Below are 26,484 nucleotides of genomic sequence, written 5' to 3' on the forward strand. Positions count from 1 at the left end.
GCGGGTGTCCTCGCGGCGCGACGGTCCGGCTCGGAGGCTCCGGCCGATGCCGTGCCAGTGCGGCCCCCGCTCCGCGGTGCTCAACCGGTCGCGTGGACGGGCTCCACGGGTTCCACGGGCTCGGCCACGGCCGCCGGCTCCCCGGTCGGGGCCGGTGCGCGGTGGTCGCCGCGTCGGGTGACGCGGCGGGCGAGGGGTTCGGTCCAGCGGGCGGCGAGCGGACCGAGGACGACGAGGATCAGGACGTAGGCGGTGGCGAGGGGACCGATGCGGGGTTCGACGCCGACGGCGAGTCCGGCGATGACGATGGAGAACTCGCCCCGCGCGACCAGGGTTCCGCCCGCCCGCCAGCGGCCCTTCGCGGGGATGCCGGCGCGGCGGGCCGCCCAGTAGCCGGTGGCGATCTTCGTGAGGGCGGTGACGGCGGCCAGCGCGAGGGCCGGGAGGAGCACCGGCGGAATGTCGGCGGGGTCGGTGTGCAGGCCGAAGAAGACGAAGAACACCGCGGCGAACAGGTCGCGCAGCGGGGTGAGGATGCTGCTGGCGCCTTCGGCGACCTCTCCGGACAGGGCGATCCCCACGAGGAAGGCGCCCACGGCGGCCGAGACCTGGAGGTGCTGGGCGACCCCGGCGACGACGAGGGTGAGCCCGAGAACGACCAGGAGGAGCAGTTCGGGGTTGTCGGAGGAGACGGCGCGGCTGATGAGCCGGCCGTGCCGCAGGGCCATGTAGAGGACGATGCCCACGGTGCCCAGGGCGATCAGCAGGGTGACGGCACCGCCCGCGAGGCTGACCCCGGCGAGCACGGTGGTGAGGATCGGCAGGTAGACGGCCATGGAGAGGTCTTCGAGGACCAGGATGCCGAGCACCACGGGAGTCTCGCGGTTGCCGAGCCGCCCCAGGTCGCCGAGGACCTTGGCGATGACGCCGGAGGAGGAGATCCAGGTGACCCCGGCGAGGGCGGCGGCGGCGACCGGGCCCCAGCCGAGGATCAGGGCGAGCGCGGCGCCGGGTGCCGCGTTGAGGACGAAGTCGACGGCGCCGGAGGGGTACTGGGTCTTGAGGTTGGTGACGAGTTCGGTGGCGCTGTACTCCAGGCCGAGCAGAAGCAGCAGCAGGATGACGCCGATCTCGGCGCCGGTGGCGACGAATCCCTCGCTGGCCCGCAGGGGGAGGATGCCGCCCTGGCCGAAGGCGAGCCCGGCGAGCAGGTAGAGGGGTATGGGTGAGAAGCCCACGCGTCCGGCGAGGCGTCCCAGCAGGCCGAGGGCGAGGATGATCGCCCCGAGTTCGATGAGCATGGCGGTGGTGTGATGCACGGGCGTCTGTCCTCCGTTGGCGAGGGCGGGCGGCGTCTGTGCCTGGTGTCGGGTGGGCGTGTGCGGCGGACGGGCGTACGGTGCGGCCCGTCACTCGCCGGTATCGGGAACACTGTCGCGAGCGGCGATCACGGCACGCACGCGGATGACTCGGCCCACGTCCCTCGCCCCCCTTCACGTCGGCCCTGGAACGCCGACCACTTCCCCCACGCCTGAGCGAATACATGCTCAATGGAGCATAAGTATTCCGTAAGGATGCTAGCGCATCATCGAAAGGGATAATCCGAAAACCACAATGTCCATACGCGGGACGCCTGGTGTGACGGGCCGGGAGCTGGGCCCTACGGCCGTACGTCTCGCGCCAGGTTGGTCAGCGCGGGGTGGCGAGCAGCGCGGTGAGCGTCTCGGTGAAGGCGGTCGCCGACTGGTCGGCGTGCTCACGTATGCGTGCCGCGACGGCGTCGGCGCCGCCGCCCTCCACGAGGCGGAGCAGCCGGTCGAGGCGCCGCTCGTGGCCCTCGCGGGTGTCGGGAAGAGTGGTCAGGTAGAAGTCCGCCGCGTCGTAAGCCAGATGGAACACGTGCTTCTTGACGTCGCTCAGCGTCAGATAGTCGTCGTGGGTCGTCGGCACCGGCTCGGGGGCGCCCACGCACAGCACCGGGGTGCCGGCACCCCAGGCGTTGACCGCCAGATGGTAGGTGTCGGTGACGACCAGCCGGTAGCGGGGCAGGACCCGCAGCAGGTCGCCGAGGGTGTGGTCGCCGGGCCGCCGCGCGATGTGGGCGGCGGGGGCCGGGACGTCCCGGTCGAACCAGGGCAGCCATTCGAGCGGGGCGCCGAGACGGTCCGCGAGGGACGCGCAGAAGTCCGGCAGCCAGGCCGGGATCTCGGTACGCGCGCCGAGGAACACGCCGATCGCGCCGCCCTCCGGCAGGTCCTGGGACCAGGCCGTGGCCGGGAGGTGGTCCAGGTCGCCGGGGCGGGACAGCAGGGCCGCGTCCGCACCGAAGTACTCGGTGGCGCGGTCCCCGCGGAAGCGGGCGATCCTGGCCGCGGAGAGCGGCTCCCGCGTCCAGATCCGGTGACTGCGCGTCACCAGGCGTGAGAACAGCGGGCCGTACTCCTTGTCCTCGTAGTCGGACTGCGTGTTGTGCAGGATCGTCCCGCCGTAGCTGAGGGTGCGCGAGAGGAGTTCGTCCGGCTGGTCCGCCATGAGCAGCGTGCGGTTCAGCAGTTGACGGGCCGCGTCCCGGTCCTGCGCCATGCCGAAGTCCATGAGGCGGTTCGTCGCGTCCTGCGCCAGGTAGTGCCGCGCGTGCAGGAAGTCCCCCCAGAAGACGACCGCGTCGTGCTCGCGCAGCTCGTCGACGTGCTCGGCCAGCGGCCGGAAGCGGAACGGGAACGCGGTGCCGCGGGCGCACTCCCGCAGGTCGACCGTCTCCGGTGGGTGCAGGGTGTACCAGGTGGCGTCGACGGGGCCGGCCATCCGCCGCCGGAGAGACTCAAACGCCAGGTCGACGGTGACCATGCCCGTGTTGCGGTACCCGATGTTCGGCGCGGTGATGACGGCAACGCGTGCCATGTGCTCGATTTCCCCTTCGCCGGTGTGCCGGCGCCGTCGCGGTCAGAAACGGATCATGTGCCAACGTACACGCCCGCCCCGGCCCGGACGCGCCCGGCCCCGTCGGCCCGGTGACACCAACCGCCCTGCGAGAAGGGGAACTTGGGGGTACTACGGACCCGCGGGGACCGTGCGCGGGGCTCCTCCGCCCCTAGACGACGGGGTCGAACCAGGTGGGCGCGTCGGACATGGACTGCTTGATCCGGAACAGCGCGAACTCGCTCAGGTCGGGCAGCGCGTCCAGGGAGTACCAGCCCACCTCCAGCGACTCGTCGTCGTTGACCCGTGCCTCTCCACCGACGGCACGGCACCGGAACGTGGTGTCCATGTACTGGCAGACGTCCCCGTTGTCGTAGCGCACCGGGGCGAGTGCCTGGACGAGGACGATCCGCTCGGCCACGCACCTGATCGCCGTCTCCTCGTGGACCTCGCGCACGGCGCAGGCGGCGGGCTGCTCCCCGGGGTCCGGGATGCCGCCGATGAGCGACCACTGGCCGTTGTCGGAGCGGCGGTTCAGCAGCACTCTGCCCTCGTCGTCGAAGACGACGGCGGTGACCCCCGGGAGCCAGAGGAGCTGATGACCGGCGGAGACACGGAGCGTGCTGATGAATTCAGGGGTAGCCATGGAGTCGACCCTAACGGGCCGGTTCCCTCACCCCGACGCTTGCCGCAAGCGCATGCGCGGCGTACGGCTACACGCCACCCGCGCGCCTCCCGCGCACACCGGCCCCGACCGCCCAGCCGAGCCCACCGGCCGCGACCAGGACCAGCAGCATCTCGGGCAGGATGCCGACCTTGGTGGCGGGCGTCTCGGAGGAGCGCAGCGGCACCTTCTGGACCAGCGAGTCGGCGACGAACATCCCGGTGCGCTGCGTGATCCTCCCGTCGGGCATGATGATCGCGCTGACGCCGCTGGTCACCGGCACGGTGACGGTCCGGCTGTGCTCGACCGCGCGGACCCGGGACATGGCGAGCTGCTGGTAGGTCATCTCGCTGCGGCCGAAGGTGGCGTTGTTGCTGGGCACGGAGATCAACTGCGCGCCGTCGGTGACCTCGGAGCGCACCGCCCAGTCGAAGGCCGCCTCGTAGCAGGTGACGAGCCCGACCTCGGCGCCGTCCATGGTGAACACGCCGGGCTCGGTACCCCGGCTGAAGTCCTTGCGGACCATGGACGTCCACTGGCTGTTGATGGCGCCGACGAGCGGCCTCAGGGGCAGATACTCGCCGAACGGCTGGATCTGCCGCTTGTCGTAGGTGTCGGTGGGGCCCTTCTCCGGGTCCCAGAGGATCTGCTCGTTGTAGAGCTTGCCGTCGCGTTCGACGACGCCGCCGACGGAGATGGGCGCGCCGATGGCGGTCGCCGCCTGCTCGATGACCGCGCGGGCGTCGTCGTTGGCGAAGGGGTCGATGTCGGAGGAGTTCTCCGGCCAGAGCACGAAGTCCGGCTGCTCCACCTTGCCGGACTTGACCTCGGCCGCGAGGCGCTCGGTCTCCTTGGCGTGGTAGTCGAGGACGGCCCGGCGCTGGGCGTTGAAGTCGAGGCCGAGCCGCGGGACGTTGCCCTGGACGACGGCGACGGTCGCCGTGCCGTCCTCGGCCCGGTCGGTGACGAGGCCGCGGGAGGCGAGGGCACCGGCCACGGGTACGGCCACGCTCAGCGCCGCCACGGCGGCGGTCCCCCGGCGCAGCGCGGCGCCGGTGCGCCGGGCGTCGGCGACCAGCCGGACGGTCTCGAACAGCCCGTAGCCGCACAGGACGACGGCGAAGCCGAGGACCGGGGTGCCGCCCAGCGCGGCGAGCGGCAGGAAGACGCCGTCCGCCTGGCCGAAGGCGATCTTGCCCCAGGGGAAGCCGTTGAAGGGGGCACGCGCGCGTGCGGCCTCGCCGGCGATCCACAGGGCGGCGGCCCACAGCGGCCAGCCGGGGAGCCTGGACACGACGGCGGTGCCCGCGCCGACGAGCGCCACGAACACCGCTTCGATGGCGACGAGCGCGAGCCACGGTCCGGGCCCGACCTCCACACCGGTCCAGACGAGCAGCGGCAGCAGGAAGCCGAGACCGAAGAGGTAACCGAGGCCTAGTCCCGCCTTCCAGCTCCGCCCGCGCAGCACCCAGCCGAAGCCCGCGAACGCCGGCAGGGCCAGCCACCACAGGGTCCGGGGCGGGAAGCTGACGTAGAGCAGCACTCCGGAGAGCGCCGCGACGGCGGCCGGGAGGAGCCGACGGGCCCATCGGGACGCGCGGGAAACGGGCGCGGCCTGGGGTTCGAGCTGCTCCGGCTCGTCTACGGGAGTCGCGGTGACGGTCACTCGGGGAGTGTACGGCGCGTGCCCCGGGCGCTGACAGCGCGGTCCGTGCGCTCCGCATACGGTCCGGGCGCGGTTCCGAGGCCCACCGGACGCGGTTCGGGCGGGAGTGCGGCACACCTCCGCAGCATCGTTCCTGCACAACTCTTCCACACTTGGGCGTCTCACCCGTTACGGTGTGCCCGAGCCTCTGACGTGCGGCCGAACACGGTCGAGCGGTCGGGGCCCGGCACAGTCGGGGGGCGTTGTGAGGTCCAGGGGGACGGAGCCTGCGGCCGGAGCGTCGGCCGCGTCCGACAGACGGAACGTTTCCGATGTCACGGGCGTGATCCTGCTCGGGGCGTGCGCGGCCTGGGCGCTGGTCACGGCGGCGGCCCGCGGCGGCCGCCCCGAGGGTGTGCTGCTGGCGGTGCTCGCGGTGTCGGCCGGTTATGCGGCGGGGCGCATCTGCGGAGCCCTGCTGCCGGTCGTGGCGCCGGGCGCGGGGGCGCTCGCCGGTCTCGGCCTGGCGGTCACCGCCCCGCACACCTCGGCGAGCTCACCGTTCGTGTCGCCGCTCGGGCACACGGGCGCGACGGCCGCGCTGCTGGTCCTGTCGGCGGGCGCCGCCTGCTGCGCGGCCTGGGCGGCCCGTGCTCCGGGCCTGCGGTTCGCGCTGCTGCTGCTGGCCGTCGGCGTCGCGGTGACGGCGGGTGTGCTCGGTTCGATCAGTGGTGTCGTCGCGTGCGCCGGGGTGCTGCTCTGCTCAGCTGCCGCGGCCCGGATGCGCCGGGGCCCCGGGCTCGCGGGGCTCGCGGTGGCCACCGCCCTGATGGCGGCGGCGACCTGGGCGACAGCGGAGCACGCGCTGCCGTCGGGGCTGACCGACTCCCTGGAGGGCCGGCTGACCCCGCACCGCGTCCTGCTGTGGCACGACGCGCTCGGCATGGCCCGCGCCGAACCGCTGCTGGGTGCCGGCCCCGGCCGCTTCGGCGAGCTGAGCCCCACGGTCGCCCAGGCGCTGCCGTCCGACGACAAGCCGCACTCGGCGCCGCTCCAGCTCGCGGCCGAGCAAGGGCTCGTCGGTGCCGCCCTCCTGGTCACGGTGTTCTGCTGGGTCCTGTACGTCCTGTGGCGGTCCCCGCGGTCCACCCCGGTCGTGCTCACCGCGGGGGCGGCCCTGACCGCGCTGGCCGCGATCGCCACGGTCGGCAACGCGCTGAGCTTCACGACGGTGACGGCGGGTGCGGGCCTGCTCGCGGGGATGGCGACGGCGCGGCCCCTCCCCGACGAGGAGGGCGGCGTAGGCGTACCGGACCGTGACACGGCCCGCGGATGAGACCCGCGGGGACTGATACGGACCGATCGGGACCCCAGGGGTTGCTTCGGCGGACGCCCCCGATTTCCCCCGAGCTCCCGATGCCCCTGACTCCCCGGCGCGCCCTTCGGCGTCAGCGGGCGGCGCCGGACGCCCTGGGCCTGAGCCGGGCGCGGATGACGTGTACGGCGGTCTCCGCGTGGTCGACGGTGATGGTGAACGTGTGCCCGTCCAGGAGGCGCAGCACCACGGCCTCGCCTCTGCGTACGACGACGGCGGTGCCCTTCTCGGGGCGCCAGCGGTAGCCCCAGCCGCCCCACTGGTGGGGGGTGACACGGGGGGCGTAGTGCACGTCGGCGACCTGGGAGAGGGGGATGCGGCGGCGCGGCACGCCGATGTGGCCGCAGCGCACCTCCACGTACTCCCGGTCGACCCGCACGGAGACGTGCACGAAGGCGAGCGTCCCGAACAGGACCAGCAGCCCGGCCGCGATGCAGCCGACGACGGACATGACCAGCGGGGCCGTGCCGGACGTCCACGCGGAGTCGAACGCGAGTTCGATGCCCAGCGCCATGAAGGCGGCGCCGGCGAGCGCCAGGAGCCACTGGGCGCGATTGGTCGCGCGACCGGTCCAGACCTCTGAGGTGAGGGCTTCGGGGGTGACCGGATCGCCGTGGGGGTGGTCCCTCATGGCTCCGAGCGTACTCAGGTTCCGCTGTGCGGGCACCTGGTCGCGGAACGTCACTTCTCGGGCTGGACCGCGAGCGCGGCCCCGATCGCCTGGAGCAGCCTGCCCTCCTCGTACGCCAGGGCGGGCACCGGCAGCGTGCCCTCACGTCCGCTGAGGATGACCGTCAGGCCGGCCTCGGTCCACTCGGCGTCGGGGGCCGGGAGCCCGCCGATCCGGCGCAGCGCCTGGGCGGCCACCGCACCGGCGGAGCCGTGCAGGACGAGGGGCGGCCGGCCGGGCTTCTGGACGGCCGCGCGGATGCGTTCGGCGACCAGTTCGTAGTGGGTGCAGCCCAGGACGACGGTCGTGACGTCGTCGGGGGTGAGGGCGGCGGCCGCGGCGATCGCGGCGTCGACGGCCGCGTCGTCGGCGTGCTCGACGGCCTCGGCGAGCCCCCAGCAGGGCACCTCGGTGACCGGCACCCCGTCGGCGAACTCCTCGATCAGTCCGCGCTGGTAGGGGCTGCCGGTGGTGGCGGGCGTCGCCCAGATGGTGAAGGGGCCGCCGCCGGCCGCGGCCGGCTTGATCGCCGGGACCGTGCCGATGACAGGCAGCTCCGGTTCGAGGAGGGCGCGCAGGGCGGGCAGGGCGTGCACGGACGCGGTGTTGCAGCCCACGATCAGGGCGTCGGGCCGGTGCGCGGCCGCCGCCTCGGCGACCGCGAGGGCGCGTCGCGTCAGGTCCTCGGGGGTCCGCGGTCCCCAGGGCATGCCGTCGGGGTCGGACGAGATCACGAGATGCGCGTCGGGGCGAAGACGCCGCACCGCGGCGGCGGCGGGCAGCAGACCGATACCGGAGTCCATGAGCGCGATCTTCACCCGGCCACGATAGACGATTGCCTCGGCGGGGCCGCCGCCGTGGGGCAGACTGCCGACGTGAGCGCCATCGCGTGGACCGCCGCCGGATCACTCGCCGCCTGGCTGTGGCTGCTGCTCGGCCAGGGCTTCTTCTGGCGCACAGATGTACGGCTGCCGCCCAGCCGGGACCCGAACGACTGGCCGTACGTCTGCGTCGTCGTCCCCGCGCGCGACGAGGCCGCCGTCCTGCCGGAGAGCCTGCCGTCGCTGCTGGCCCAGGACTACCCCGGCCGCGCCGAGGTCTTCCTGGTCGACGACGGCAGCACCGACGGCACCGGCGATCTCGCCCGCGAGCTGGCCCTGGGCCGGGATGGTCTGCCGCTCACGGTCGCCTCGCCCGGGGAGCCGCCCGCGGGCTGGACGGGCAAGCTGTGGGCCGTACGGCACGGGATGGGTCTGGCACACGCGCGTGGCCCCGAGTACCTGCTGCTGACGGACGCGGACATCGCGCACCGGCCGGACAGTCTGCGCGCCCTGGTGGCGGCGGCGCGCAGCGGCGGCTTCGACCTGGTGTCGCAGATGGCGCGGCTGCGCGTGGAGAGCGTGTGGGAGCGGCTCGTGGTCCCCGCCTTCGTCTACTTCTTCGCCCAGCTGTACCCGTTCCGCCGGATCGGGGTGCGGGGCTCGCGCACGGCGGCCGCCGCGGGCGGCTGTGTGCTGCTACGGACGGAGGCCGCCGAGCGGGCCCGGATCCCGGACGCGATCCGGCAGGCCGTCATCGACGACGTGGCCCTCGCCCGGGCGGTCAAGGGGGTCGGCGGCCACATCTGGCTGGGTCTCGCGGAGCGGGTGGACAGCGTGCGGCCCTATCCCCGGCTGGGCGATCTGTGGCGGATGGTGTCCCGTAGCGCCTACGCCCAGCTCCGCCACAACCCCCTGCTGCTGGCGGGCACGGTTCTCGGTCTGCTGCTGGTCTACGCGGTGCCGCCTGCCGCGCTCCTGCTGGGGCCGGCGGCGGGCGACCCGGCGGCGGCGTGGGCCGGCGGATCGGCGTGGGTCCTGATGGCGGCGACGTATCTGCCGATGCTGCGCCACTACCGGCAGCCGCCGTGGCTCGCTCCGCTGCTGCCGTTCACGGCGGTCCTCTACCTCCTGATGACCGTGGACTGCGCCGTGCAGCACTACCGGGGGCGCGGCGCGGCCTGGAAGGGCCGCACCTACGCCCGCCCGGAGGCGGTCCCCGAGGAGGGCTAGGGAAGGGCCAGGGATGGGCCAGGGAGTGTTCCGAAAGGAGCGTCGTCTGCCCGAAGGGCAGGCCCGGCGGCGTCCGGTGCGTGCGATCGCACGGCGGAGGGTCGCCCCGATACCGGTGGTATCGGGGCGATCCCGACAACGCGGCGAGCGTGCCTGCCGGACGCCGCCGGGCAGACGGGACTTTCGAAACACGGCCTCGTCAGCCGTACGACTTGTCAGCCGTACGACACCGACCGGGCTCCCTCGGCCGACCGCACCCTTCTCCTGCCATGGGGCCGCTACTTCCTGCCGGGCGTCCAGTTCATGCCCCACCCGTAGGCGTAGTCGACCGTGCGCTGAGGGCTGACGCCGCGCTCGGGGACGAGGTAGCGGGCCTCGCGCTGGACGATGAGGTCGCCGCCCTGGTTGGTGATGAGGGCGAGGGCGCAGACGGTGGAGGGGACGGTGCACTCGTCGAGGGAGAAGTCGACGGGCGCGCCGTGCTGGGGCTGGAGCGTGACCGTGGCGTGGAGGTCGGCGAAGGAGCGGGCGCCCTCGTAGACGGTGACGAAGATGAGGATGCGCCGGAAGGCGTCCTTGTGGTCGAGGTTGATGGTGAGGTTCTCGCCGCTCGTCACGGCGCCGGTGCGGTCGTCGCCGTCGAGGTGGATGAACGGCGGACGGTGCAGCGCACCGAAGGCGTTGCCGAGCGCCTGGACGACGCCCTTGCTGCCGTCGGACAGTTCGAACAGGGCGCAGAGGTCGAGGTCGAGGTCGGCGTGCAGGGCGACGGCCCGGCCCAGCTTGCTGCCCCACCCGGTGAACTGCTTGCGCACCTCCCAGTTGAGGTTGACGCGCATGGCGCCGGAGGTGCCGCCCTGCTTGGTCAGGGAGACCGCCGGGGCCTCCTTGGTGAGCGTGACCTTGGTGAGACGCACGGGGGCGGGCGGCGCGGTGGGCGGGGCCGGGGGTGCGGGCGGCGCGGTCGTCACCGGTGGCGGCACGGTGACCGGCAGCGGCACGGGCGTCTGCGGAGAGGCGAGCACGGGAGGGGACACGGGGGGCCGCGCGGGCGTCCGCGGGGCGGCGGCGTGCTGGGGCTCGTCCACGGTGATGCCGAAGTCGGTGGCCAGCCCTTCGAGGCCGCTGCTGTAGCCCTGGCCGACGGCACGGAACTTCCAGGCGCCCTGCCGGCGGTAGAACTCGCCGAGCACGAAGGCCGTCTCGGCCCCGGCGTCCGCGCTGTCGAAGCGCGCGACCTCGGTGCCCGCCCGCTCGTCGAGCACACGGATGTACAGGCCGGGCACCTGCCCGAACGTTCCTCCGTCGGCGGACGCCGCCAGCACCACGGTCTCGACGGCGGACTCCACGCGCGTGAGGTCGACGTGCAGGGAGTCGGTCACCTGTCCGCCGATGTCCCGTTTGCCGCCGTGCCGGACGGCGCCGGAGGAGTGTGCGGGCTGGTTGTAGAAGACGAAGTCCGCGTCGGAGCGGACCTTCCCGCCCGTCAGCAGCAGCGCCGACGCGTCGGCGTCCGGCACACCGGGGCCGGATCGCCAGCCCAGTTCCACGCGTAGCGCGGTCGTCGGCACGGCGACGTTCGATCCTTTCAGCATGGTCATGTCCGCCCCCTCAGAAGGTCGACCCGCCAGGGTCATCTCCAGGCCGCGTCCCACGCAGTCCGTCCGAACGTTCCGGCCCGTCTGTCGCGCCCAACCTATTCCCCCGGCGCCCGAACCCCCAGAAGCCGTACCGAAAGTCCGGCGGCCGACCTCCGGTAACCCGCCCGGAACTCGGCTTTTACACGATCACAGACCTTTTCGCCGCCCTTTTTCGCCAAGTTCGCTCGCATTGGGGATCCAGCGTCACCGCGGACACGGAAAACAACCCTCTTATCGGTCTCCCCAACCAGCACATCGTGGGCTTAACTTATGTGCCATGACCTCCCCCCGCTCCACCTACGGCGGCGGTTACTACTCCGCCTCGTCCTTCGCGGACACCCCGATCTACGATTCTCTCGTCGCCGAGCGGGGGACCCCTCAGATCGCGCCGATCCGAGTCCCCGCCGCGTACGACACCCCGGGCAGCAACCTGCCCGCCCTCCCGTCGGCGCTCCCCGCGCTGCCGTCGGGCCCCTCCCAGCCCTCCCCCGCCTACGGCTACCCGCAGGCCCAGCAGCCGTCGCCGCTACAGCAGGCGCCCACCGCGTACATCCCGCAGCAGGCGGGGGGTCCGCGCGGTTACCCCGGCGCGCAACCACCGCAGCAGCAGCGCCCCATGGCCCCCGGCACGGGTTACGAGGCCATGCGCCCCGCCGCCCCGCGTCCGGCCCCCACGGCCCCGTACCAGCAGGATCCGTACAACAACGGCCAGCAGTACCGCGGGTACTGAGCCGCGGACGCTGAGCCGACCGCACCATTCCGCATGGGTGGTCACCGCCGTTTGGCAGGATGGCCCGCATGGGGAATCCGTCGCTGCACTCGATCCACGTCCACCCGCTGAAGGCGGCCCGGGGCTTCGCACCCGAGCAGGCCGTCGTGGAGCCCTGGGGTCTGGCGGGTGACCGTCGCTGGGTGCTGGTCGACGACTCGGGCAAGGTCATCACGCAACGCCCGCATCCGCGCATGGCGTTGGCCGCCGCCGGGCTGGAGCCCGGCGGCGGCGTCGTACTGTCCGCGCCCGGCCGCGAGCCGCTCACCGTCGCCGTGCCCGGACCCGCCCGGACCGTCACGGTGGAGATCTGGCGGGACAAGGTCGAGGCGGTCCCCGCCGACCCCGCCGCACACGCCTGGTTCAGCGACTACCTGGGCGTCCCCGTACGCCTCGTCCACCTGGACGATCCCGCGACCCGCCGGCCCGTCGACCCCGAGTTCGCCCGCCCCGGCGAGACGGTCTCCTTCGCCGACGGCTACCCCCTGCTGCTCACCACCCTCGGCTCGCTCGACGCGCTCAACTCCCTGATCGCCCGGGGCGACCACCCCGAGGAGGGGCCGCTGCCCATGAGCCGTTTCCGGCCGAACGTCGTGGTGGACGGGACGCGGGAGTGGGCGGAGGACGACTGGCGGCGCGTCGCCATCGGCGAGGTCACCTTCCGGGTCGCCAAGATGTGCGGGCGGTGCGTGGTGACGACCACCGACCAGGACACCGCGGAACGCGGCCGGGAGCCCCTGCGGACCCTCGCGCGGCACCGGCGCTTCGGCGACAAGCTGGTCTTCGGGCAGAACCTCGTTCCGGAATCCGGCGGCACGGTTCGGGTCGGCGATCCGGTGCGCGTACTCGAATAGCCGCGCGTATAGGGGGTGTTCGCCCCGTGGAGATCCACGGTTCCGCGGCGGAGTACCATCCACCTTGAAAATTCAAGATCCTGGATTCGGTCGGCCACCGGGGAACACGGGTGCACGGCCCGGCCGTTGGGCCTTTGTGAGAAGTTCATGAGAAGGCCGGTCGGAGAGGTGATTTCGCTCTCTCTTCACCGGTACCGCGCGTGGGCGTCCCCGCAGGGCGTTATCACAGACGCGGAAGGGGGCGTGGGACAGTGCGGGCAATCGGCGGGCTGGGCGCATTCGCCGGGCTGTGGCGTTGGCGCCGCAATCCCCTGCGCCGGACGACCGATCTCGTCGAGGCATGGCTGGCGTTCGCGGCCCTCACACTGATCCTCGTCGCAGCCCCGCTGGTCGGCGCCGTCGTCGGCACCGCCGCCCAGGACTCCCTGCAGCAGGCCGTGCGGGACCAGCGGGCGGCCCGGCACCTGGTGACGGCCACCGTCGTCAAGCGGGTCGCCGGCTACCCGTTCGACCCCGACCCCGAGACGTCGACGTCCCGGGACCGGCACAGCCGCGTGGTCGCCGACTGGACCGCCCCCGACGGCACCGCCCGGCACGGCACGGTCATGTCCGGCCTCAAGGACCCGCGGCCCGGGAAGCGCTTCGCGCTGTGGACGGACGCCCGGGGCCGCACGGTCGGCCGGCCGCTCGACAGCGCGACCGCGACGACCCACGCGGTACTGGCCGGATTCGGTGCGACCGTTCTGGCCGCGGGCTGCGTCGAGGGCTGCAGACGACTGATCGTCTGGCGCATGATCCGCCACCGGTACGCGCGCTGGGACCAGGCATGGGACAAGGCGGGGCCGGACTGGGGCAGGACGGGCACGGGCAGCTGACGGCCTTCCCACTCCGGTCAACTCGCCCTGCCCGCGCACGCTACGGTGGACCGACCAGCCGAACTGTTCGGCATCGACCCGCGTTCCACGAGGTGGGGGCACAGCAACGCCATGGCACAGGGCACGGTCCAGGTGACGCACACCGGTACATCGCGGTGGCGGCGCCGCACGGGTGAGTACACATCGCTCGCCGCGGCCCTGGAGGCCGCGAGCGACGGCGATGTGCTCATCGTCGCTCCCGGCACGTACCGGGAGAACCTCGTCGTGGACCGGGGGGTCACGCTCCGCGGCCCGGAGGGATCGCCCGGCTCGGTCCGCATCGCGCCCGTGGACGGCGTACCGCTCACGGTGTCCGCCTCGGCCGTGGTGCAGGACCTGCACGTGGAGGGGCAGGACGCGGCGGCGCCGGCGCTGCTCGTCGAGGACGGCACGCCCGAGCTGCTGGACCTGCGGATCGTGACCCGCTCGGCGGTCGGCATCGAGGTGCGCGGCACGGCCCGCCCGACGGTGCGCCGGTGCACGGTCGACAATCCCGCCGGGATCGGCATCGCCGTGGTCGACGGCGGCGGCGGGGTGTTCGAGGAGTGCGAGGTCGTCGCGGCCGGGCAGGCCGGTGTCACGGTGCGCGGCGGCGGCCACCCGCGGCTCGACCGGTGCCGGGTGCACCACGCCTCCGGGTCGGGTCTGACGGCGACCGGCGAGAACTCCGCCCTGGAGGCGGTCGGTTGCGAGATCTACGAGGTCCGGGGCAGCGGCGTCCAGATCACCGGGCGGGCCACGGCCCACCTCACCGACTGCGACGTGCACCGTACGACCGCGGACGGCGTCACGCTCGACACGGACGCCGTGCTCACCCTGGCGGACTGCCGTATCCACGACATCCCGGAGAACGCGGTGGACCTGCGTTCCCGCTCCGTGCTCACCCTGACCCGCACCACGGTGCGCCAGTTCGGGCGCAACGGACTGTCCGTGTGGGACCCGGGGACCCGCGTGGACGCCAACCAGTGCGAGATCTTCGACAGTACGGGCGACTATCCGGCCGTCTGGGTCAGTGACGGGGCCACAGCGGTCCTGGAGTCCTGCCGGGTCCACGACGTGCCGGACGCCCTGTTCGTCCTGGACCGCGGCTCGCGCGCGGACGTCGTGGACAGCGATCTGACGCAGGTGCGGAACACGGCCGTGTCGGTGAGCGACGGCGCGACCGCGCAGCTCGACGACTGCCGGATCCGGGACGCGGCGACCGGCGCGTGGTTCCGCGACCACGGCAGCGGCGGCACCCTCAACGGCTGCACCCTGGACGGCACGCAGACCGGAGTGATCGTCACCAAGGGCGCGGACCCCACCATCGAGCGCTGCACGGTGACCTCGCCCGCCGAGGCGGGCTTCTACGTCTCGGCCGAGGGGCGCGGCAGCTTCCTCAACTGCCGGGTCACCGGCAGCGGCGGCTACGGCTTCCACATCATCGACGGCTGCCGCGCGACCCTGCGGAAGTGCCGTACGGAGCGCTGCGCGCGCGGTGGTTACGAGTTCGCGGAGGGCGGCCCCGGCTCCACCGGCGGCGGACCCGTGGTCGAGGAGTGCGCCAGCGACGAGAGCGGCGGCGTGCGGCCCCCGGTGGCGCACGAGACCGCCGCCCAGAGCGCGCCCCGCTCCCCCGGCCTGCTGGGCTCCCTCCCGGACCAGCGCGCCGTCGAACCGAAGCCACCGGCGGCCACCGCCCCCGCCACGGACCCCGAGCAGCCGGCCCGGACGTCGAAGGCCGTGCTCGGTGAACTGGACGCGCTGGTCGGCCTGGACAGCGTCAAGCGCGAGGTACGGGCCCTCACGGACATGATCGAGGTGGGACGCCGCCGCCAGCAGGCCGGCCTGAAGGCCGCCTCCGTCAAACGGCACCTCGTCTTCACCGGCTCCCCCGGCACCGGAAAGACCACGGTCGCGCGTCTCTACGGCGAGATCCTGGCGTCCCTCGGCGTCCTGGACAAGGGCCATCTCGTCGAGGTGTCCCGCGTGGACCTGGTCGGCGAGCACATCGGCTCCACCGCCATCCGCACCCAGGAGGCCTTCGAACGGGCCCGTGGCGGCGTACTGTTCATCGACGAGGCCTACGCGCTGTCCCCCGAGGACTCCGGGCGGGACTTCGGCAAGGAGGCCATCGACACGCTGGTGAAGCTGATGGAGGACCACCGGGACGCGGTGGTGGTGATCGTCGCCGGCTACACGGCCGAGATGGAGCGCTTCCTCACCGTCAATCCCGGTGTGGCGTCCCGCTTCTCCCGCACGATCACCTTCGACGACTACGTCCCCGAGGAACTGCTGCGGATCGTCGAGCAGCAGGCCGAGGAGCACGAGTACCGGCTGGCGCCGGGTGCGGGCGAGGCCCTGCGGAAGTACTTCACCGCGCTCCCGAAGGGCCCCGCGTTCGGCAACGGCCGTACCGCGCGGCAGACCTTCGAGGCGATGGTGGAGCGTCACGCGAGCCGGGTCGCCCAGGTCGACGAACCCAGCACCGACGACCTGACGTTGCTGTACGCGGAGGACCTCCCCGAGCTGCCGTGACCGCGTCCCCGGCGCCCGCCGCGGCGCCGTCGGGACGCGGCCCCTGGGGGAGCCCTCGTGCGGCACCGGCCGGATGGGGCGCCCGGAAGCACGGCGCGGCACGCTGCTGGTGATGCCGGGCGGCCCCGGTGGTTCGGGCGTCCGGCGTCCGACCCGGCAGGGGAAGGCGTTGCGCGGACAACGCGTGCGGCGACCGGGTGGTGACCACGTTCCTGCTCACGGAGCAGTGGCCCGAGCGGGACGTGTCCTGCCGGGACGCGTAGGCGGGGCGCGCCCCGGGGGCGGGCGCCCCCGGACCCGAGCCGGCGCCCCCAGGCCCCGGCCGTCGGCCGCGGCACGCCCTAGCACTCCCGGGGACCTGGCACCTCGGGGCCGATACGGGCCAGCAGGCTCCGGCGTTCGGCGGCGAAGGCCGGGTCCGCCTGGTAGTCGGAGTGGCCGAGGATCGGGGCGGGCAACGGATGGTCGGCGGTGCGGCCGTAGGCGAGCGGGTCCTTGAAGGGCTCGGCGTCGACCTCCGGCCCGCACCGGCCCGGCAGCCGCACGGGGCCGCCGATGGGGTCGGTGAGACGGTACAGATTGCGCCAGCAGTCGACCTCTCGGTGCAGGGAGGCGAGGGACTCCGGGCCGAAGTGGGCCGGGAACCAGCGCCCGTACAGCCGCTCCAGTGGTGAGCCGTAGGTCAGCAGCGCGACCCGGCGCCGGACCGACGGGGTCAGCTGCCAGGCGGCGGCCGCGGCGAGGACGCTGCCCTGGGAGTGTCCGGAGATGACCAGCCGACCGCCCGTGGTCTGTGTCCAGGTGGCCATCCGCCAGGTGAGGTCGGGCACGGCGCGCTCGGCGTAGCAGGGCGGCGCGAAGGGGTGCGCGGCACGCGGCCAGAAGGTGCCGACGTCCCAGAGGATGCCGATGGTGCGGCGCGCGGAGGCGTCCTTGTAGGCGCGGCGGCCCCAGGTGACGAAGAGGAGGAAGCCGACGCCGATCAGCCAGGACCCGAGCGCCTGCGCGGTCTGGGCGGCGCCCGCGACGAAGGCGTACGAGTCCCGTGCCGCCCGCGCGGGGGTCTGCCCGGTGGCGAACGCGCCGGCCAGCGCTCCGGCGCCGAGCAGCAGCGTCACGGTCGAGATGATGCCGACGACGCGGGGCGCGCGGTCGGTGAGGGCGGCCATGGCACGGGCACGGGCGATGCGCAGGGTCCGGGCGGTGTCACGGGGTTCGGCCCCGCCGTCCGGACCGCTCGCGCGCCGGCGTGCGGCCTCGGCCAGGCCGTACTCCTCTTCCACCGCCGCCGTCTCCTCGCGCCGCAGCACCCAGGTGCGGCGGGCCAGCCAGCCGAGCAGGATCACCACGACCACCAGCAGGGGCGGGATGACGGCGGCCTGCCAGGTGAGGAGGATGGGCGGGCCGGGGAGGGCGTCGTCGGTGCCGCCGAGCCAGTCGGCGACGCGCTGGGCGACACCGGCGGACATGACTCCACCGAGGGCGCAGGCCAGCATCGCGACGGCGGGCCCGCCCAGGCCGTACAGCGCGGTCCTCGGGTCGGGGCGGGAACGGTGGAGGACGCGGGCGACCACGCCGAGGGCCAGGACGAGGATGCCCTGGACCAGGGTGATCCCGCCGAAGGTCAGGTCCCCCGGCAGCCGGCCCGCCGAGCTCCAGCCGGGGCGGGACCAGCCCGCGTACCCCATGGCGAGGACGAGCACCGCGATCGAGGCCGTGGGCAGGCCGCGCACCAGGTGTCGGTCGAGTTCGCGGTCGAGGCGTCTCTCGGAGCGGCCCCTGCGGCACACCACCCACACCACGGCCCCGGCGAGCACGACGAGTGCCGCCGTGAACAGCCATCCCAGGAGGTCCAGGACGGCGGGCCCGCCCGGGCGGCGGTCCTCGCGGGCGGCGGACGAGCCCACGGCCGCCGCGACCGTCAGGAAACCGGCCGCCGTGTGGGCGGCGCGCAGCCGGGCAACGAGGCGGCGCCCGTACCAGAAGCCGGGGCGGCCGAGCGCGACGGGCTCGGCGTCGTCCTCGGTGGGACGGACCTCGGCGCGGTCCATGGGGCGCTGGGACTCGTACTCGCTCCAGGTGCGGTGGGAGAGGTACCACAGGAGCACGGTCAGGGCGGTGGGCACCAGGGCGGCCAGGGCCAGGCGGCGGCCCGGGCTGCTCCACCAGCCGTGATGGGAGAGGTCCGGGGAGAGGAAGCCGAGCCAGGTGTGCGCCTCGGCGCACCCGCGGTTGCCCGCGCACTGCCAGGCGGTCAGGTCGAGGGCGACCTCGCAGGCGGCGGCGACGAGCAGCACGGTCAGGGTCAGGCCGGTCAGGCGGACCAGGAGGCCGTGCAGTCGTACGGTCCGTCGGCCGCGGTGGGTGCTGGGGCGCATCCAGTGGGCGAGGTTGACGACCATGAACGGCAGCAGCAACAGCCACAGGGCGCGGGAGCCGTTGCCGGAGGTGAGGTTGCACCAGACGTACGCCTCGGGCACGGGGCCCTCGCGGTGGTCGGCGGGGCGGGACTCGGCGTCGGCGTCGGCGATGCGGCGGAAGACGGCCGCCGTGTCGTCGCCGGTGACGCGGACGGTGCGCGGATCGTCCAGCATGCGCTCGGGGGTGGTGCCGCCGACTCCGTGGACGAGCAGTTCCAGGGCGGTGCCGTCGTCGGTCCCGGTGCGGCCGGTGGCCTCGCGCCCGTCCGTCTCGGGCCGTCCGGGTCGTTGTCCGTACTCGGCGTGCTCCGTCGCACGTTCCACTGGTCCGCTTCCCCCGTGATGCGCCGCGAGGCAGGTGTCATGTGCAGGTACAGATGATCGCCGCTGAGCGGTGCTCGTACACCTGCGGTCACCGAATCTCCCCGATCCGTGTGATAGTGACGGGCGCGGACAGCGATTCGGGCTGTTCGCGCGTGTGCGGGTGGTGGCGCGACCAGTGGTGTGGCGTGCGAATATGGGACGTCCTCGGGACCGGGGGCGGGGAAATGTCCGCTTCAGAGGGGGTATGGGTGCGTGTCGGGCGCAATGGGGCGAAAGGACCGGAGCGAGCGTGAGTGAGAATCAGAACCTCCTCGCGGAGCAGCGGCGTGCCCTGATCCTCGACGAGGTGCGCCGCAGGGGCGGGGTCCGGGTCAACGAGTTGACGCGGAAGCTGGGCGTCTCCGACATGACGGTCCGTCGCGACCTGGACGCGCTGGCCCGCCAGGGCGCCGTGGAGAAGGTGCACGGCGGCGCGGTCCCGGTGGCCGAGGCGAGTACGCACGAGCCGGGTTTCGAGGCGAAGTCCGGGCTGGAGCTGAGCGCCAAGGAGGACATCGCGCGGGCCGCCGCCGAGTTGGTGGCGCCGGGTTCGGCGATCGCCCTGTCGGGCGGCACGACGACCTACGCGCTCGCGCACCGGCTGGTGGACGTGCCGGATCTGACCGTGGTCACGAACTCGGTGCGGGTCGCGGACGTCTTCCACGCCGCGCAGCGCTCGACGGGCCCCCGGCAGGGAGCGGCGACCGTCGTGCTCACCGGTGGCGTGCGGACCCCGTCCGACTCGCTCGTGGGTCCGGTGGCCGATCAGGCGATCGCGGCACTCCACTTCGACGTGCTGTTCCTCGGTGTCCACGGGATATCGGTCGAGGCGGGCCTGTCCACGCCGAACCTGGCGGAGGCCGAGACCAACCGCCGGCTCGTGCAGTCGGCGCGGCGCGTCGTCGTCGTCGCCGACCACACCAAGTGGGGCACGGTGGGTCTGAGTTCGTTCGCCGCGCTCGACCAGGTGGACACGCTGGTGACGGACGCGGGGCTGGCCGCGCAGGCGCGGGCGGAGATCGCCGAGCACCTGCGGCGGCTGGTGGTCGCCGGGGAGGACCAGGACGGCGACCTCTGACGAGGACGCCGACGGCGGTCCGCCCAGGCGCCGGCGTCACGCCGGGTGGACGGGGCGGACGGGCGGTCGCGTTCGGTCGCACCGCTCGCGTTCGGTCGCACCGCTCGCGTCACCGCGGGGGCGCCGCCCACACCCCGGTCGCCAGGAAGGACTCGATGGCCGCCGTGTACGGGGCGATGTCCAGGCTCTGCTCCCCCAGCCACGCGTCGGAGTAGTACTTGTCGAGGTAGCGGTCGCCGGGGTCGCACAGGAGCGTGACGACGCTGCCCCGGCGCCCTTCCCCGACCATCTCGGCGATGATCTTGAGCGCGCTCCACAGGCCCGTCCCGGTGGAGCCGCCCGCCTTGCGGCCGATGGCCTGCTCCAGGGCCCGTACGGCGGCGACGCTGGCGGCGTCGGGGACCTTCATCATGCGGTCGATGGCGCCGGGGAGGAAGCTGGGCTCCATGCGGGGGCGGCCGATGCCCTCGATACGGGAGCCGCAGTCGCAGGTGACGTCCGGGTCGCCGGTGGTCCAGCCCTCGAAGAAGCAGGAGTTCTCGGGATCGGCGACACAGATGCGGGTGTCGTACTGCATGTAGCGGACGTAGCGCGCGATGGTGGCGGAGGTGCCGCCGGTGCCGGCCGTGGCGACGATCCAGGCGGGCTCGGGGAAGCGCTCCAACTCCAGTTGCCGGAAGACGGATTCGGCGATGTTGTTGTTGCCCCGCCAGTCCGTGGCCCGCTCGGCGTAGGTGAACTGGTCCATGTAGTGACCGCCGGTCTGCACCGCGAGGCGGGCCGACTCCTCGTACATCTTGCGTGAGTCGTCCACGAAATGGCAGTGGCCGCCGTGGAACTCGATGAGGCGGATCTTCTCGGCGCTGGTCGTGCGCGGCATGACGGCGATGAAGGGGACGCCGATCAGTTTGGCGAAGTACGCCTCCGAGACGGCGGTGGAGCCGCTGGACGCCTCGATGACGGGGCGGGCCGGCCGGATCCAGCCGTTGCACAGGCCGTAGAGGAAGAGGGAACGGGCCAGGCGGTGCTTGAGGCTGCCCGTCGGGTGGGTCGACTCGTCCTTGAGATACAGGTCGATCCCCCAGCGCTCGGGCAGGGGGAAGCGCAACAGGTGGGTGTCGGCGGAGCGGTTGGCGTCGGCCTGGACCCGGCGGACCGCTTCTTTGAGCCAGGTCCGGTAATCGGCGTCGCTGTGGTCGACATCGAGGGTCGCGCCAGGGCGAGTGGTCTGGGGGGTGCTCACGGCGTGCTCCTCACGAGGTGCGCCGACGGCGTGTCGCAGCGTCGGACGTCCCGATGATAGACACCTTCCGCACGCTTCTCACCTGCATAAACATGCCTTTGAGCACCCCAAAGACACTGCTGTGGCGGCAATGCGCGGGGCGCATGGGGGGCGCATGCCGCGCGTGCGCCGGAACCCTGCCCCCGACCAACCGTGCGCACTGGTGCTCGACGGCGGGGACGTGCAGACTTCACCGCACGGACCTGGTCGGTCCCCCCGAGGGGGTGGCACGGGGAAACGCGCCCCTCGGGCACACTGGATCACGGTCCGGTACGGATCACGACAGCGGAGAGCCGAGGGCGCACTAGGGGGCGGGGCACATGGCGGAGCCGGAGTTCACGGCCACGGGCGTGCGGATCGGGAAGCGGCTGCGGCAGCTCACCCGGGCGGGCCAGGTCAGGATCGAGGACGGCCGGCTGCAGTTGCTGACCAGCTACGGCAGCGAGATCGACAGCGCCCCGGTGCAGGCGGTGCGTGCCTCGAAGCCCTGGTTCGCCCATGAGGACCGGGCGTTGGCCGATGTCAACGGCACCCGTTACACGCTCACCCTGAACGAGCACGACCCCGCTCCGGGGAAGCCCGGCCCGCCCTCGGCGCGCCGGTTCATCGAGGCGGTGCGCAAGGCGGCGGGGCGCGGTGGCTGACGGACCGCGAGTTGCGGGACCCGCCCCCCTGGGTCACGCTGGTCTCACGTAACTCTGGGTTTACCGGCGATAACGCTGCGAACCAGCCCGCCGGCCACGACAGCGGGCGGCGATCTGGACGCAGCCACCCCACGAGCGGACGGCAGCCCCCGGCGGCCGTCCCCCAGGCGGCAGTCACCGGCGGCCGCCCCGCAGCAGGCGGCGTTTTTCGCCCAGCCACCTCGCTGGATCCGTACTCCGATCTTCCGGACTCACATCGGGGAGTCGCAGCCGTGATCAGCCAGCAAAGCAGGCACTGCACGGTGGAGCTCCAAGCCCTGCCGTCGCGGATCGGCCAGGTCCGCAGAATCGTATCTGCGCAATTGCGCTACTGGCATCTGGATCCGTTGATAGAGCGGGCCGCGCTCGGTGTGACCGAGTTGCTGTCCAACGTCCACCGGCACGCGGAGCCGGACAAGTCGTGCACCGTGGAGATGGAGTTGCTCCTCGGCCGGCTCACGGTCTCGGTGCAGGACAACGACCCCCGTCTCCCGGTCGTCCAGGACGCGGAGCTCTTCGCCACCAGTGGGCGCGGGCTCGCCATGGTCGCCGCGGTGAGCGAGAGCTGGGGTGTCCGTCCGCACGGCCGGACGGGGAAGGTCGTGTGGTTCACGCTGCCCGCCTCCTCGGCCGCGGTGCCGAAGATCTCGCCGTACGACGTCGGGCAGCCCCAGCCGCAGATGCAGCCGTGCGACACCGGGATCCGGCCCGCCGCGCGCGGGCGCAGGCCCGAACACGCTCCCGCCCGGTCGGCCGTCGCAGGCTGACCGGGCGGTGACCACCTTCGCCGTACGGCTCGGCTCGTCCGCGTGCCGGCCGGTGGTCCCGATCGATGGGTCCCGACGGCGGTCCGGCCGGTGTCTCATACGTCCCCGCCGGACCGTCCGAACTGCTCGTCGAGGACGGGCAGTCGGCGCCCGCACTCGTCCGCGTCGGTCGCGCCGGAGGCGAAGCGGCGGCCGGGCGTCGCGATCGGTGGGTCACCGGTGGGACGGCTGTCGCCGTTCCGGGCGCGGCCGGCCACCGACGGCCACCACGGGGCCCGGTGCCCGCGCCGGGCGCTGTGGCGCAGGAGCTGACGGCTCCGGCGACGACCGCCGCCCCGATCAGGGGGAACAGGAGGAGCCAGGGGCCGGGTCCGCCGCCGCCGCCACAGTGCGCGAGGGCCCGCATCTCGAACTCATCACCTCGGGACACGCCGGTGGTCGATGGGTCGAGTTTCCCGCCGCAAGGGCGTGCGGTCGTCGTACGGGCAGCGGCAGTGCGCGTACCTCCCGCGGAGTACGGGAGCCATGCCGGGACGGGGCTCCCGCTCACGTCGTCACCGCGAGAGCCGCCGGACACCGCTCCGTCGACCGCCGACACCGTCAGGTCAGGGCCGCCAGCGGGTCGTCCAGTACGGGCTGCCAGGCCAGTTCGGCGGCGCCGACCAGGCTGTTGTGGTCGAGGGTGCAGGGGAGGACGGGGACGACCCCGCTCCGGCGGCCCCAGAGGCTGCGGTCGGCGACCACGCTGCGCAGCCGGTCGGGGTCGGCGTCCAGGAGGGTGCGGTGCAGACCGCCGAGGATGATCCGGTCGGGGTTGAGGATGTTGACGAGGCCGGCGAGACCCAGGCCCAGCCGGTCGATGAGGGACTCGGTGGCGGTGCGGACGGCCGGATCGGCGTACTTGGTGCGGATCAGGTCGTTGGCCTGCTGGAGCAGGGACACCTCGGGGCCGGGATCGCGGCCGGCCGCGGTGAGGAAGGCCAGGGGGTCGGCCTCCACGTCCAGGCAGCCGCGGCTGCCGCAGTGGCAGGGGCGGCCCTCGGGGTTGACGGTGAGGTGGCCGACTTCGAGGGCGAGCCCGGAACTGCCGGTGTGCAGACGGCCGTCGAGGACGAGTGCGCCGCCGACGCCCCGGTGCCCGGTGGCCACGCAGAGGAGGTCGCGGGCGCCCCGGCCGGCGCCGTGCCGGTGTTCGGCGAGCGCGGCGAGGTTCACGTCGTTGGCCGCGAACGCCGGGCCCTGGATGCCGGCCGCCCGCACCCGCTCGGAGAAGATCTCGCGGACCGGAGCACCCGCGGGCCAGGCCAGGTGGAGCGGGTTCAGGGCGAGACCCGCCGGTTCGGCCACGGCCGACGGCACGGCGAGGCCCGCGCCCACACACCGCCGGCCCGTCTCGCGGAGCAGGTCGGCGCCCGCCTCGACGACCGACCCGAGCACCTTCGCGGGGTCGGCGTCGACGGTCTCGCAGCCGGGGGCGGTCGCCACGATCCGCCCGCCGAGCCCGACCAGCGCGGCCCGCCATCCGTCGGCGTGCACCTGGGCGGCGAGCGCGACGGGACCCTCCTCGGCGACCTCCAGCCGGTGCGAGGGACGGCCCTGGGAACCGGCGGCCGCGCTGGGGTGCGCGTCGACCCGGATCAGCCCCAGCGCCTCCAGCTCGGCTGCCACGGCACCCGCCGTGGCCCGGGTGACGCCCAGCTCGGCGGTGAGGACGGCCCGGGTGGGCGCCCGCCCGGTGTGCACGAGTTCGAGCGCCGGACCGAGCGCGCCCCTGCCCCGGTCCAGCCGGGTGCGTGTCGTGGTCGCTGTCCCTTCGCCCGCCGCCTTGGGGGCCGCCTTGCCGTCCATGAGGGCGAGTCTCCCATGATCCGTACCGGCTCGGGTCACGCCGAGTCGGCCTCAGCCACCGCCGAAGCCGCTCACCCGCAGCGTGACGTTCAGCCGCCCGGTCAGGCCCAACTCGGGCGGCGCCGTCCCCGCGTACACGCGGGGCACCCCGTGGTACGCCTGCCGGGACGGCCCGCCGAACACGAAGAGGTCACCGCTGCGCAGCTCCACGTCCGTGTACGGCCGGGCCCGCGACCGCGGGTTGCCGAAGCGGAAGACACAGGTGTCGCCGAGGCTCAGCGACACGACCGGCGCGTCCGACTTCTCGTCGCTGTCGCGGTGCATGCCCATGCGGGCGTCCCCGTCGTAGAAGTTGATCAGGGCGATGTCGTACGGGTCCGTCATCCCGCGTGGGTCCGGCGCGAGGTCGGCTGCCGTGCCGGACGCCGCCACGGGGGAGAGGGCCTTCTCCGGGGCGCTGCCGGCGGCGTCCGCGACCGCGCGCCGGGCCAGGGCGTCCAGCCAGGCCGGGAACGGCTTCACGGGGGCGCCGTCGCCGTCGACCACCGTGCGGGCGTACCCGTAGGGGTACCAGTGGTGGCCGAGGCAGACCTGGCGGGCGGTCATCGTGCCGCCGCCGGGGGTGTGGACCGTGCGGAGCCCGGCGGGTGGGCGGGCCCACGCGCGGCAGGCCGCCAGGAGCCGCCGCTGCCACTCCAGGTCCAGCCAGTCGGGAACGTGGACCGCGCCCGGCGCGATCTCCGTGCGGCTGCGGGGGAACAGCTCGGCGTCCATGCCCCCATCATCACGCACCCCACGGGGAACGGTCCTGAGCTGCGGCTCGGCTAGCCTGGGCACACGATGAGCGACCGTATGACCGCGCCCTGGGGCGATTACGCCCTGGCCCGCCACCCCGACGACCCCCGTGACCGGCTGCGCGCCTGGGACGCGTCCGACGCGTATCTGCTGCGCCACCTCGCGGCGAGCGGGACACCGCTGGAGGGGACGGTCGTGGTGGTCGGTGACCGCTGGGGCGCGCTGACCACGGCCCTCGCCGGGCACCGGCCGACCCAGATCACCGACTCCTTCCTCACCCGGGAGGCCACGCGGGCGAACCTGGCGCGCAACGGCACCGACCCGGACACGGTGCGGCTGCTCACCACCCAGGACCCGCCTCCGGAGCGGGTCGACGTGCTGCTCGTCCGGGTGCCCAAGAGCCTCGCCCTCCTGGAGAACCAGCTGCACCGGCTGGCGCCCGCCGTGCACGAGGGGACGGTCGTCGTCGGCACCGGGATGGTGAAGGAGATCCACACCTCGACGCTGAAGCTGTTCGAGCGGATCCTCGGGCCGACCCGCACCTCGCTCGCCGAGCAGAAGGCACGGCTGATCCACTGCACACCGGACGCGGACGTCGTGCGGGACCGCGAGGCCGATCCGTGGCCGTACACCTATGAACTGCCGGACGGCATCGGGACGTTGGCCGGGCGCACCGTGGTCAACCACGCGGGGGTGTTCTGCGCCGACCGGCTCGACATCGGCACCCGGTTCTTTCTCCGGCACCTGCCGCGGGGCAGCGGTGGCGGGCGCGTGGTGGACCTGGGGTGCGGCAACGGCGTGGTCGGCACGGCGGTCGCGCTGGACGACCCGGACGCCGAGGTGGTGTTCGTGGACGAGTCGTACCAGGCGGTGGCCTCGGCGGAGGCGACGTACCGGGCGAACACGGACGGCAGGGCCGAGTTCCGTGTGGGCGACGGGATGGCGGGGTTCGCGCCGGGGAGCGTCGATCTCGTCCTCAACAACCCGCCGTTCCACTCCCACCAGGCGACGACCGACGCCACGGCCTGGCGGATGTTCACCGGGGCGCGGCGGGCGCTGCGGCCGGGGGGCGAGCTGTGGGTGGTCGGGAACCGCCATCTCGGGTATCACGTGAAGCTGCGGCGGATCTTCGGCAACAGCCGACTCGTCGCCGGCGACGCGAAGTTCGTGGTGCTGCGGGCGGTCAAGCGGGGGTCGTGACGCCGAGGGTGCGGGACGGGGTCGTGACGC

22 protein-coding genes are annotated in these 26,484 nt (G+C 73.5%); 10 read left to right on the forward strand and 12 right to left on the reverse strand.

Translation table 11 applies throughout. The features are described 5' to 3' along the window. Positions 1–80: 80 nt before the first annotated feature. The 4 genes from GSY65_RS02825 to lnt form a co-directional block, all read right to left on the reverse strand. A complete protein-coding gene (locus tag GSY65_RS02825) occupies positions 81–1,319 on the reverse strand; it encodes a cation:proton antiporter (protein WP_159765781.1) in 1,239 nt (412 codons plus the stop codon). A gap of 370 nt (positions 1,320–1,689) precedes the next feature. Beyond that, positions 1,690–2,901, reverse strand: coding sequence for a hypothetical protein (locus tag GSY65_RS02830; RefSeq protein WP_159765782.1), 1,212 nt, complete (start codon positions 2,899–2,901; stop codon positions 1,690–1,692). 190 nt (positions 2,902–3,091) lie between these two features. Then, positions 3,092–3,565, reverse strand: coding sequence for an NUDIX hydrolase (locus tag GSY65_RS02835; protein WP_159765783.1), 474 nt, complete (start codon positions 3,563–3,565; stop codon positions 3,092–3,094). A gap of 67 nt (positions 3,566–3,632) precedes the next feature. Then, entirely contained in the window at positions 3,633–5,249 is a 1,617-nt protein-coding gene (gene lnt / locus GSY65_RS02840; RefSeq protein ID WP_159765784.1) for an apolipoprotein N-acyltransferase, read from the reverse strand. A gap of 322 nt (positions 5,250–5,571) precedes the next feature. Here lnt and GSY65_RS02845 point away from each other — a divergent pair, with 322 nt between their 5' ends. After that, the gene (locus GSY65_RS02845; RefSeq protein WP_201452435.1) at positions 5,572–6,564 is read left to right on the forward strand and encodes an O-antigen ligase family protein; all 993 of its coding nucleotides are present in this window, start codon (positions 5,572–5,574) and stop codon (positions 6,562–6,564) included. 112 nt (positions 6,565–6,676) lie between these two features. Here the strand turns inward: GSY65_RS02845 and GSY65_RS02850 are convergent, their stop codons facing one another. Together GSY65_RS02850 and GSY65_RS02855 are read right to left on the reverse strand one after the other, a co-directional pair. Then, entirely contained in the window at positions 6,677–7,234 is a 558-nt protein-coding gene (locus GSY65_RS02850) for a hypothetical protein (protein ID WP_159765785.1), read from the reverse strand. A gap of 50 nt (positions 7,235–7,284) precedes the next feature. Continuing rightward, the gene (locus tag GSY65_RS02855; RefSeq protein ID WP_159765786.1) at positions 7,285–8,091 is read right to left on the reverse strand and encodes a glutamate racemase; all 807 of its coding nucleotides are present in this window, start codon (positions 8,089–8,091) and stop codon (positions 7,285–7,287) included. A gap of 57 nt (positions 8,092–8,148) precedes the next feature. On the opposite strand from GSY65_RS02855, the gene GSY65_RS02860 reads away from it, so the two are divergent. Continuing rightward, entirely contained in the window at positions 8,149–9,324 is a 1,176-nt protein-coding gene (locus tag GSY65_RS02860) for a glycosyltransferase (RefSeq protein WP_236579682.1), read from the forward strand. Between the two features lie 278 nt (positions 9,325–9,602). Here the strand turns inward: GSY65_RS02860 and GSY65_RS02865 are convergent, their stop codons facing one another. Beyond that, the gene (locus tag GSY65_RS02865) at positions 9,603–10,925 is read right to left on the reverse strand and encodes a TerD family protein (RefSeq protein ID WP_159765788.1); all 1,323 of its coding nucleotides are present in this window, start codon (positions 10,923–10,925) and stop codon (positions 9,603–9,605) included. 316 nt (positions 10,926–11,241) lie between these two features. Between GSY65_RS02865 and GSY65_RS02870 the strand changes: the two genes are divergently transcribed. From GSY65_RS02870 to GSY65_RS02885, 4 genes are all read left to right on the forward strand, one after another. Further along, the gene (locus tag GSY65_RS02870) at positions 11,242–11,694 is read left to right on the forward strand and encodes a DUF6643 family protein (protein WP_159765789.1); all 453 of its coding nucleotides are present in this window, start codon (positions 11,242–11,244) and stop codon (positions 11,692–11,694) included. Positions 11,695–11,762: 68 nt separating this feature from the next. Next, positions 11,763–12,587: an MOSC domain-containing protein gene (locus GSY65_RS02875; protein ID WP_159765790.1), complete on the forward strand. Its 825-nt coding sequence runs from the start codon at positions 11,763–11,765 to the stop codon at positions 12,585–12,587. 251 nt (positions 12,588–12,838) lie between these two features. Further along, positions 12,839–13,462 (forward strand): Rv1733c family protein, encoded by a 624-nt coding sequence (locus GSY65_RS02880; protein ID WP_159765791.1) that lies wholly within the window; start codon positions 12,839–12,841, stop codon positions 13,460–13,462. A 111-nt stretch (positions 13,463–13,573) separates the two neighbouring features. Continuing rightward, complete coding sequence (locus GSY65_RS02885; protein ID WP_201452760.1) at positions 13,574–16,018, forward strand: right-handed parallel beta-helix repeat-containing protein; 2,445 nt, start codon at positions 13,574–13,576, stop codon at positions 16,016–16,018. 341 nt (positions 16,019–16,359) lie between these two features. On the opposite strand, the gene GSY65_RS02890 is transcribed toward GSY65_RS02885, so the two are convergent. Beyond that, complete coding sequence (locus GSY65_RS02890; protein ID WP_443043195.1) at positions 16,360–18,762, reverse strand: hypothetical protein; 2,403 nt, start codon at positions 18,760–18,762, stop codon at positions 16,360–16,362. A 289-nt stretch (positions 18,763–19,051) separates the two neighbouring features. Between GSY65_RS02890 and GSY65_RS02895 the strand changes: the two genes are divergently transcribed. Then, entirely contained in the window at positions 19,052–19,879 is an 828-nt protein-coding gene (locus GSY65_RS02895; protein WP_159765793.1) for a DeoR/GlpR family DNA-binding transcription regulator, read from the forward strand. A gap of 109 nt (positions 19,880–19,988) precedes the next feature. Here GSY65_RS02895 and GSY65_RS02900 read toward each other — a convergent pair whose 3' ends face one another. Continuing rightward, positions 19,989–21,122 (reverse strand): PLP-dependent cysteine synthase family protein, encoded by a 1,134-nt coding sequence (locus tag GSY65_RS02900; protein ID WP_159765794.1) that lies wholly within the window; start codon positions 21,120–21,122, stop codon positions 19,989–19,991. 359 nt (positions 21,123–21,481) lie between these two features. Here GSY65_RS02900 and GSY65_RS02905 point away from each other — a divergent pair, with 359 nt between their 5' ends. Together GSY65_RS02905 and GSY65_RS02910 are read left to right on the forward strand one after the other, a co-directional pair. Beyond that, entirely contained in the window at positions 21,482–21,805 is a 324-nt protein-coding gene (locus GSY65_RS02905) for a hypothetical protein (protein WP_159765795.1), read from the forward strand. A gap of 272 nt (positions 21,806–22,077) precedes the next feature. Next, positions 22,078–22,611 (forward strand): ATP-binding protein, encoded by a 534-nt coding sequence (locus GSY65_RS02910; protein WP_201452436.1) that lies wholly within the window; start codon positions 22,078–22,080, stop codon positions 22,609–22,611. 95 nt (positions 22,612–22,706) lie between these two features. Here GSY65_RS02910 and GSY65_RS34445 read toward each other — a convergent pair whose 3' ends face one another. From GSY65_RS34445 to GSY65_RS02925, 3 genes are all read right to left on the reverse strand, one after another. Continuing rightward, complete coding sequence (locus tag GSY65_RS34445) at positions 22,707–22,868, reverse strand: hypothetical protein (RefSeq protein ID WP_328707480.1); 162 nt, start codon at positions 22,866–22,868, stop codon at positions 22,707–22,709. Positions 22,869–23,211: 343 nt separating this feature from the next. Continuing rightward, positions 23,212–24,459, reverse strand: coding sequence for an ROK family protein (locus tag GSY65_RS02920; RefSeq protein ID WP_159765796.1), 1,248 nt, complete (start codon positions 24,457–24,459; stop codon positions 23,212–23,214). A gap of 51 nt (positions 24,460–24,510) precedes the next feature. After that, complete coding sequence (locus GSY65_RS02925) at positions 24,511–25,233, reverse strand: alpha-ketoglutarate-dependent dioxygenase AlkB family protein (protein WP_159765797.1); 723 nt, start codon at positions 25,231–25,233, stop codon at positions 24,511–24,513. A gap of 66 nt (positions 25,234–25,299) precedes the next feature. Here GSY65_RS02925 and GSY65_RS02930 point away from each other — a divergent pair, with 66 nt between their 5' ends. Then, positions 25,300–26,454 (forward strand): methyltransferase, encoded by a 1,155-nt coding sequence (locus GSY65_RS02930; protein WP_201452437.1) that lies wholly within the window; start codon positions 25,300–25,302, stop codon positions 26,452–26,454. Positions 26,455–26,484 lie beyond the last annotated feature (30 nt).

Origin of the sequence: Streptomyces sp. HM190 (genome assembly GCF_009857135.1) — a bacterium.
GTDB lineage: Bacteria > Actinomycetota > Actinomycetes > Streptomycetales > Streptomycetaceae > Streptomyces > Streptomyces heilongjiangensis.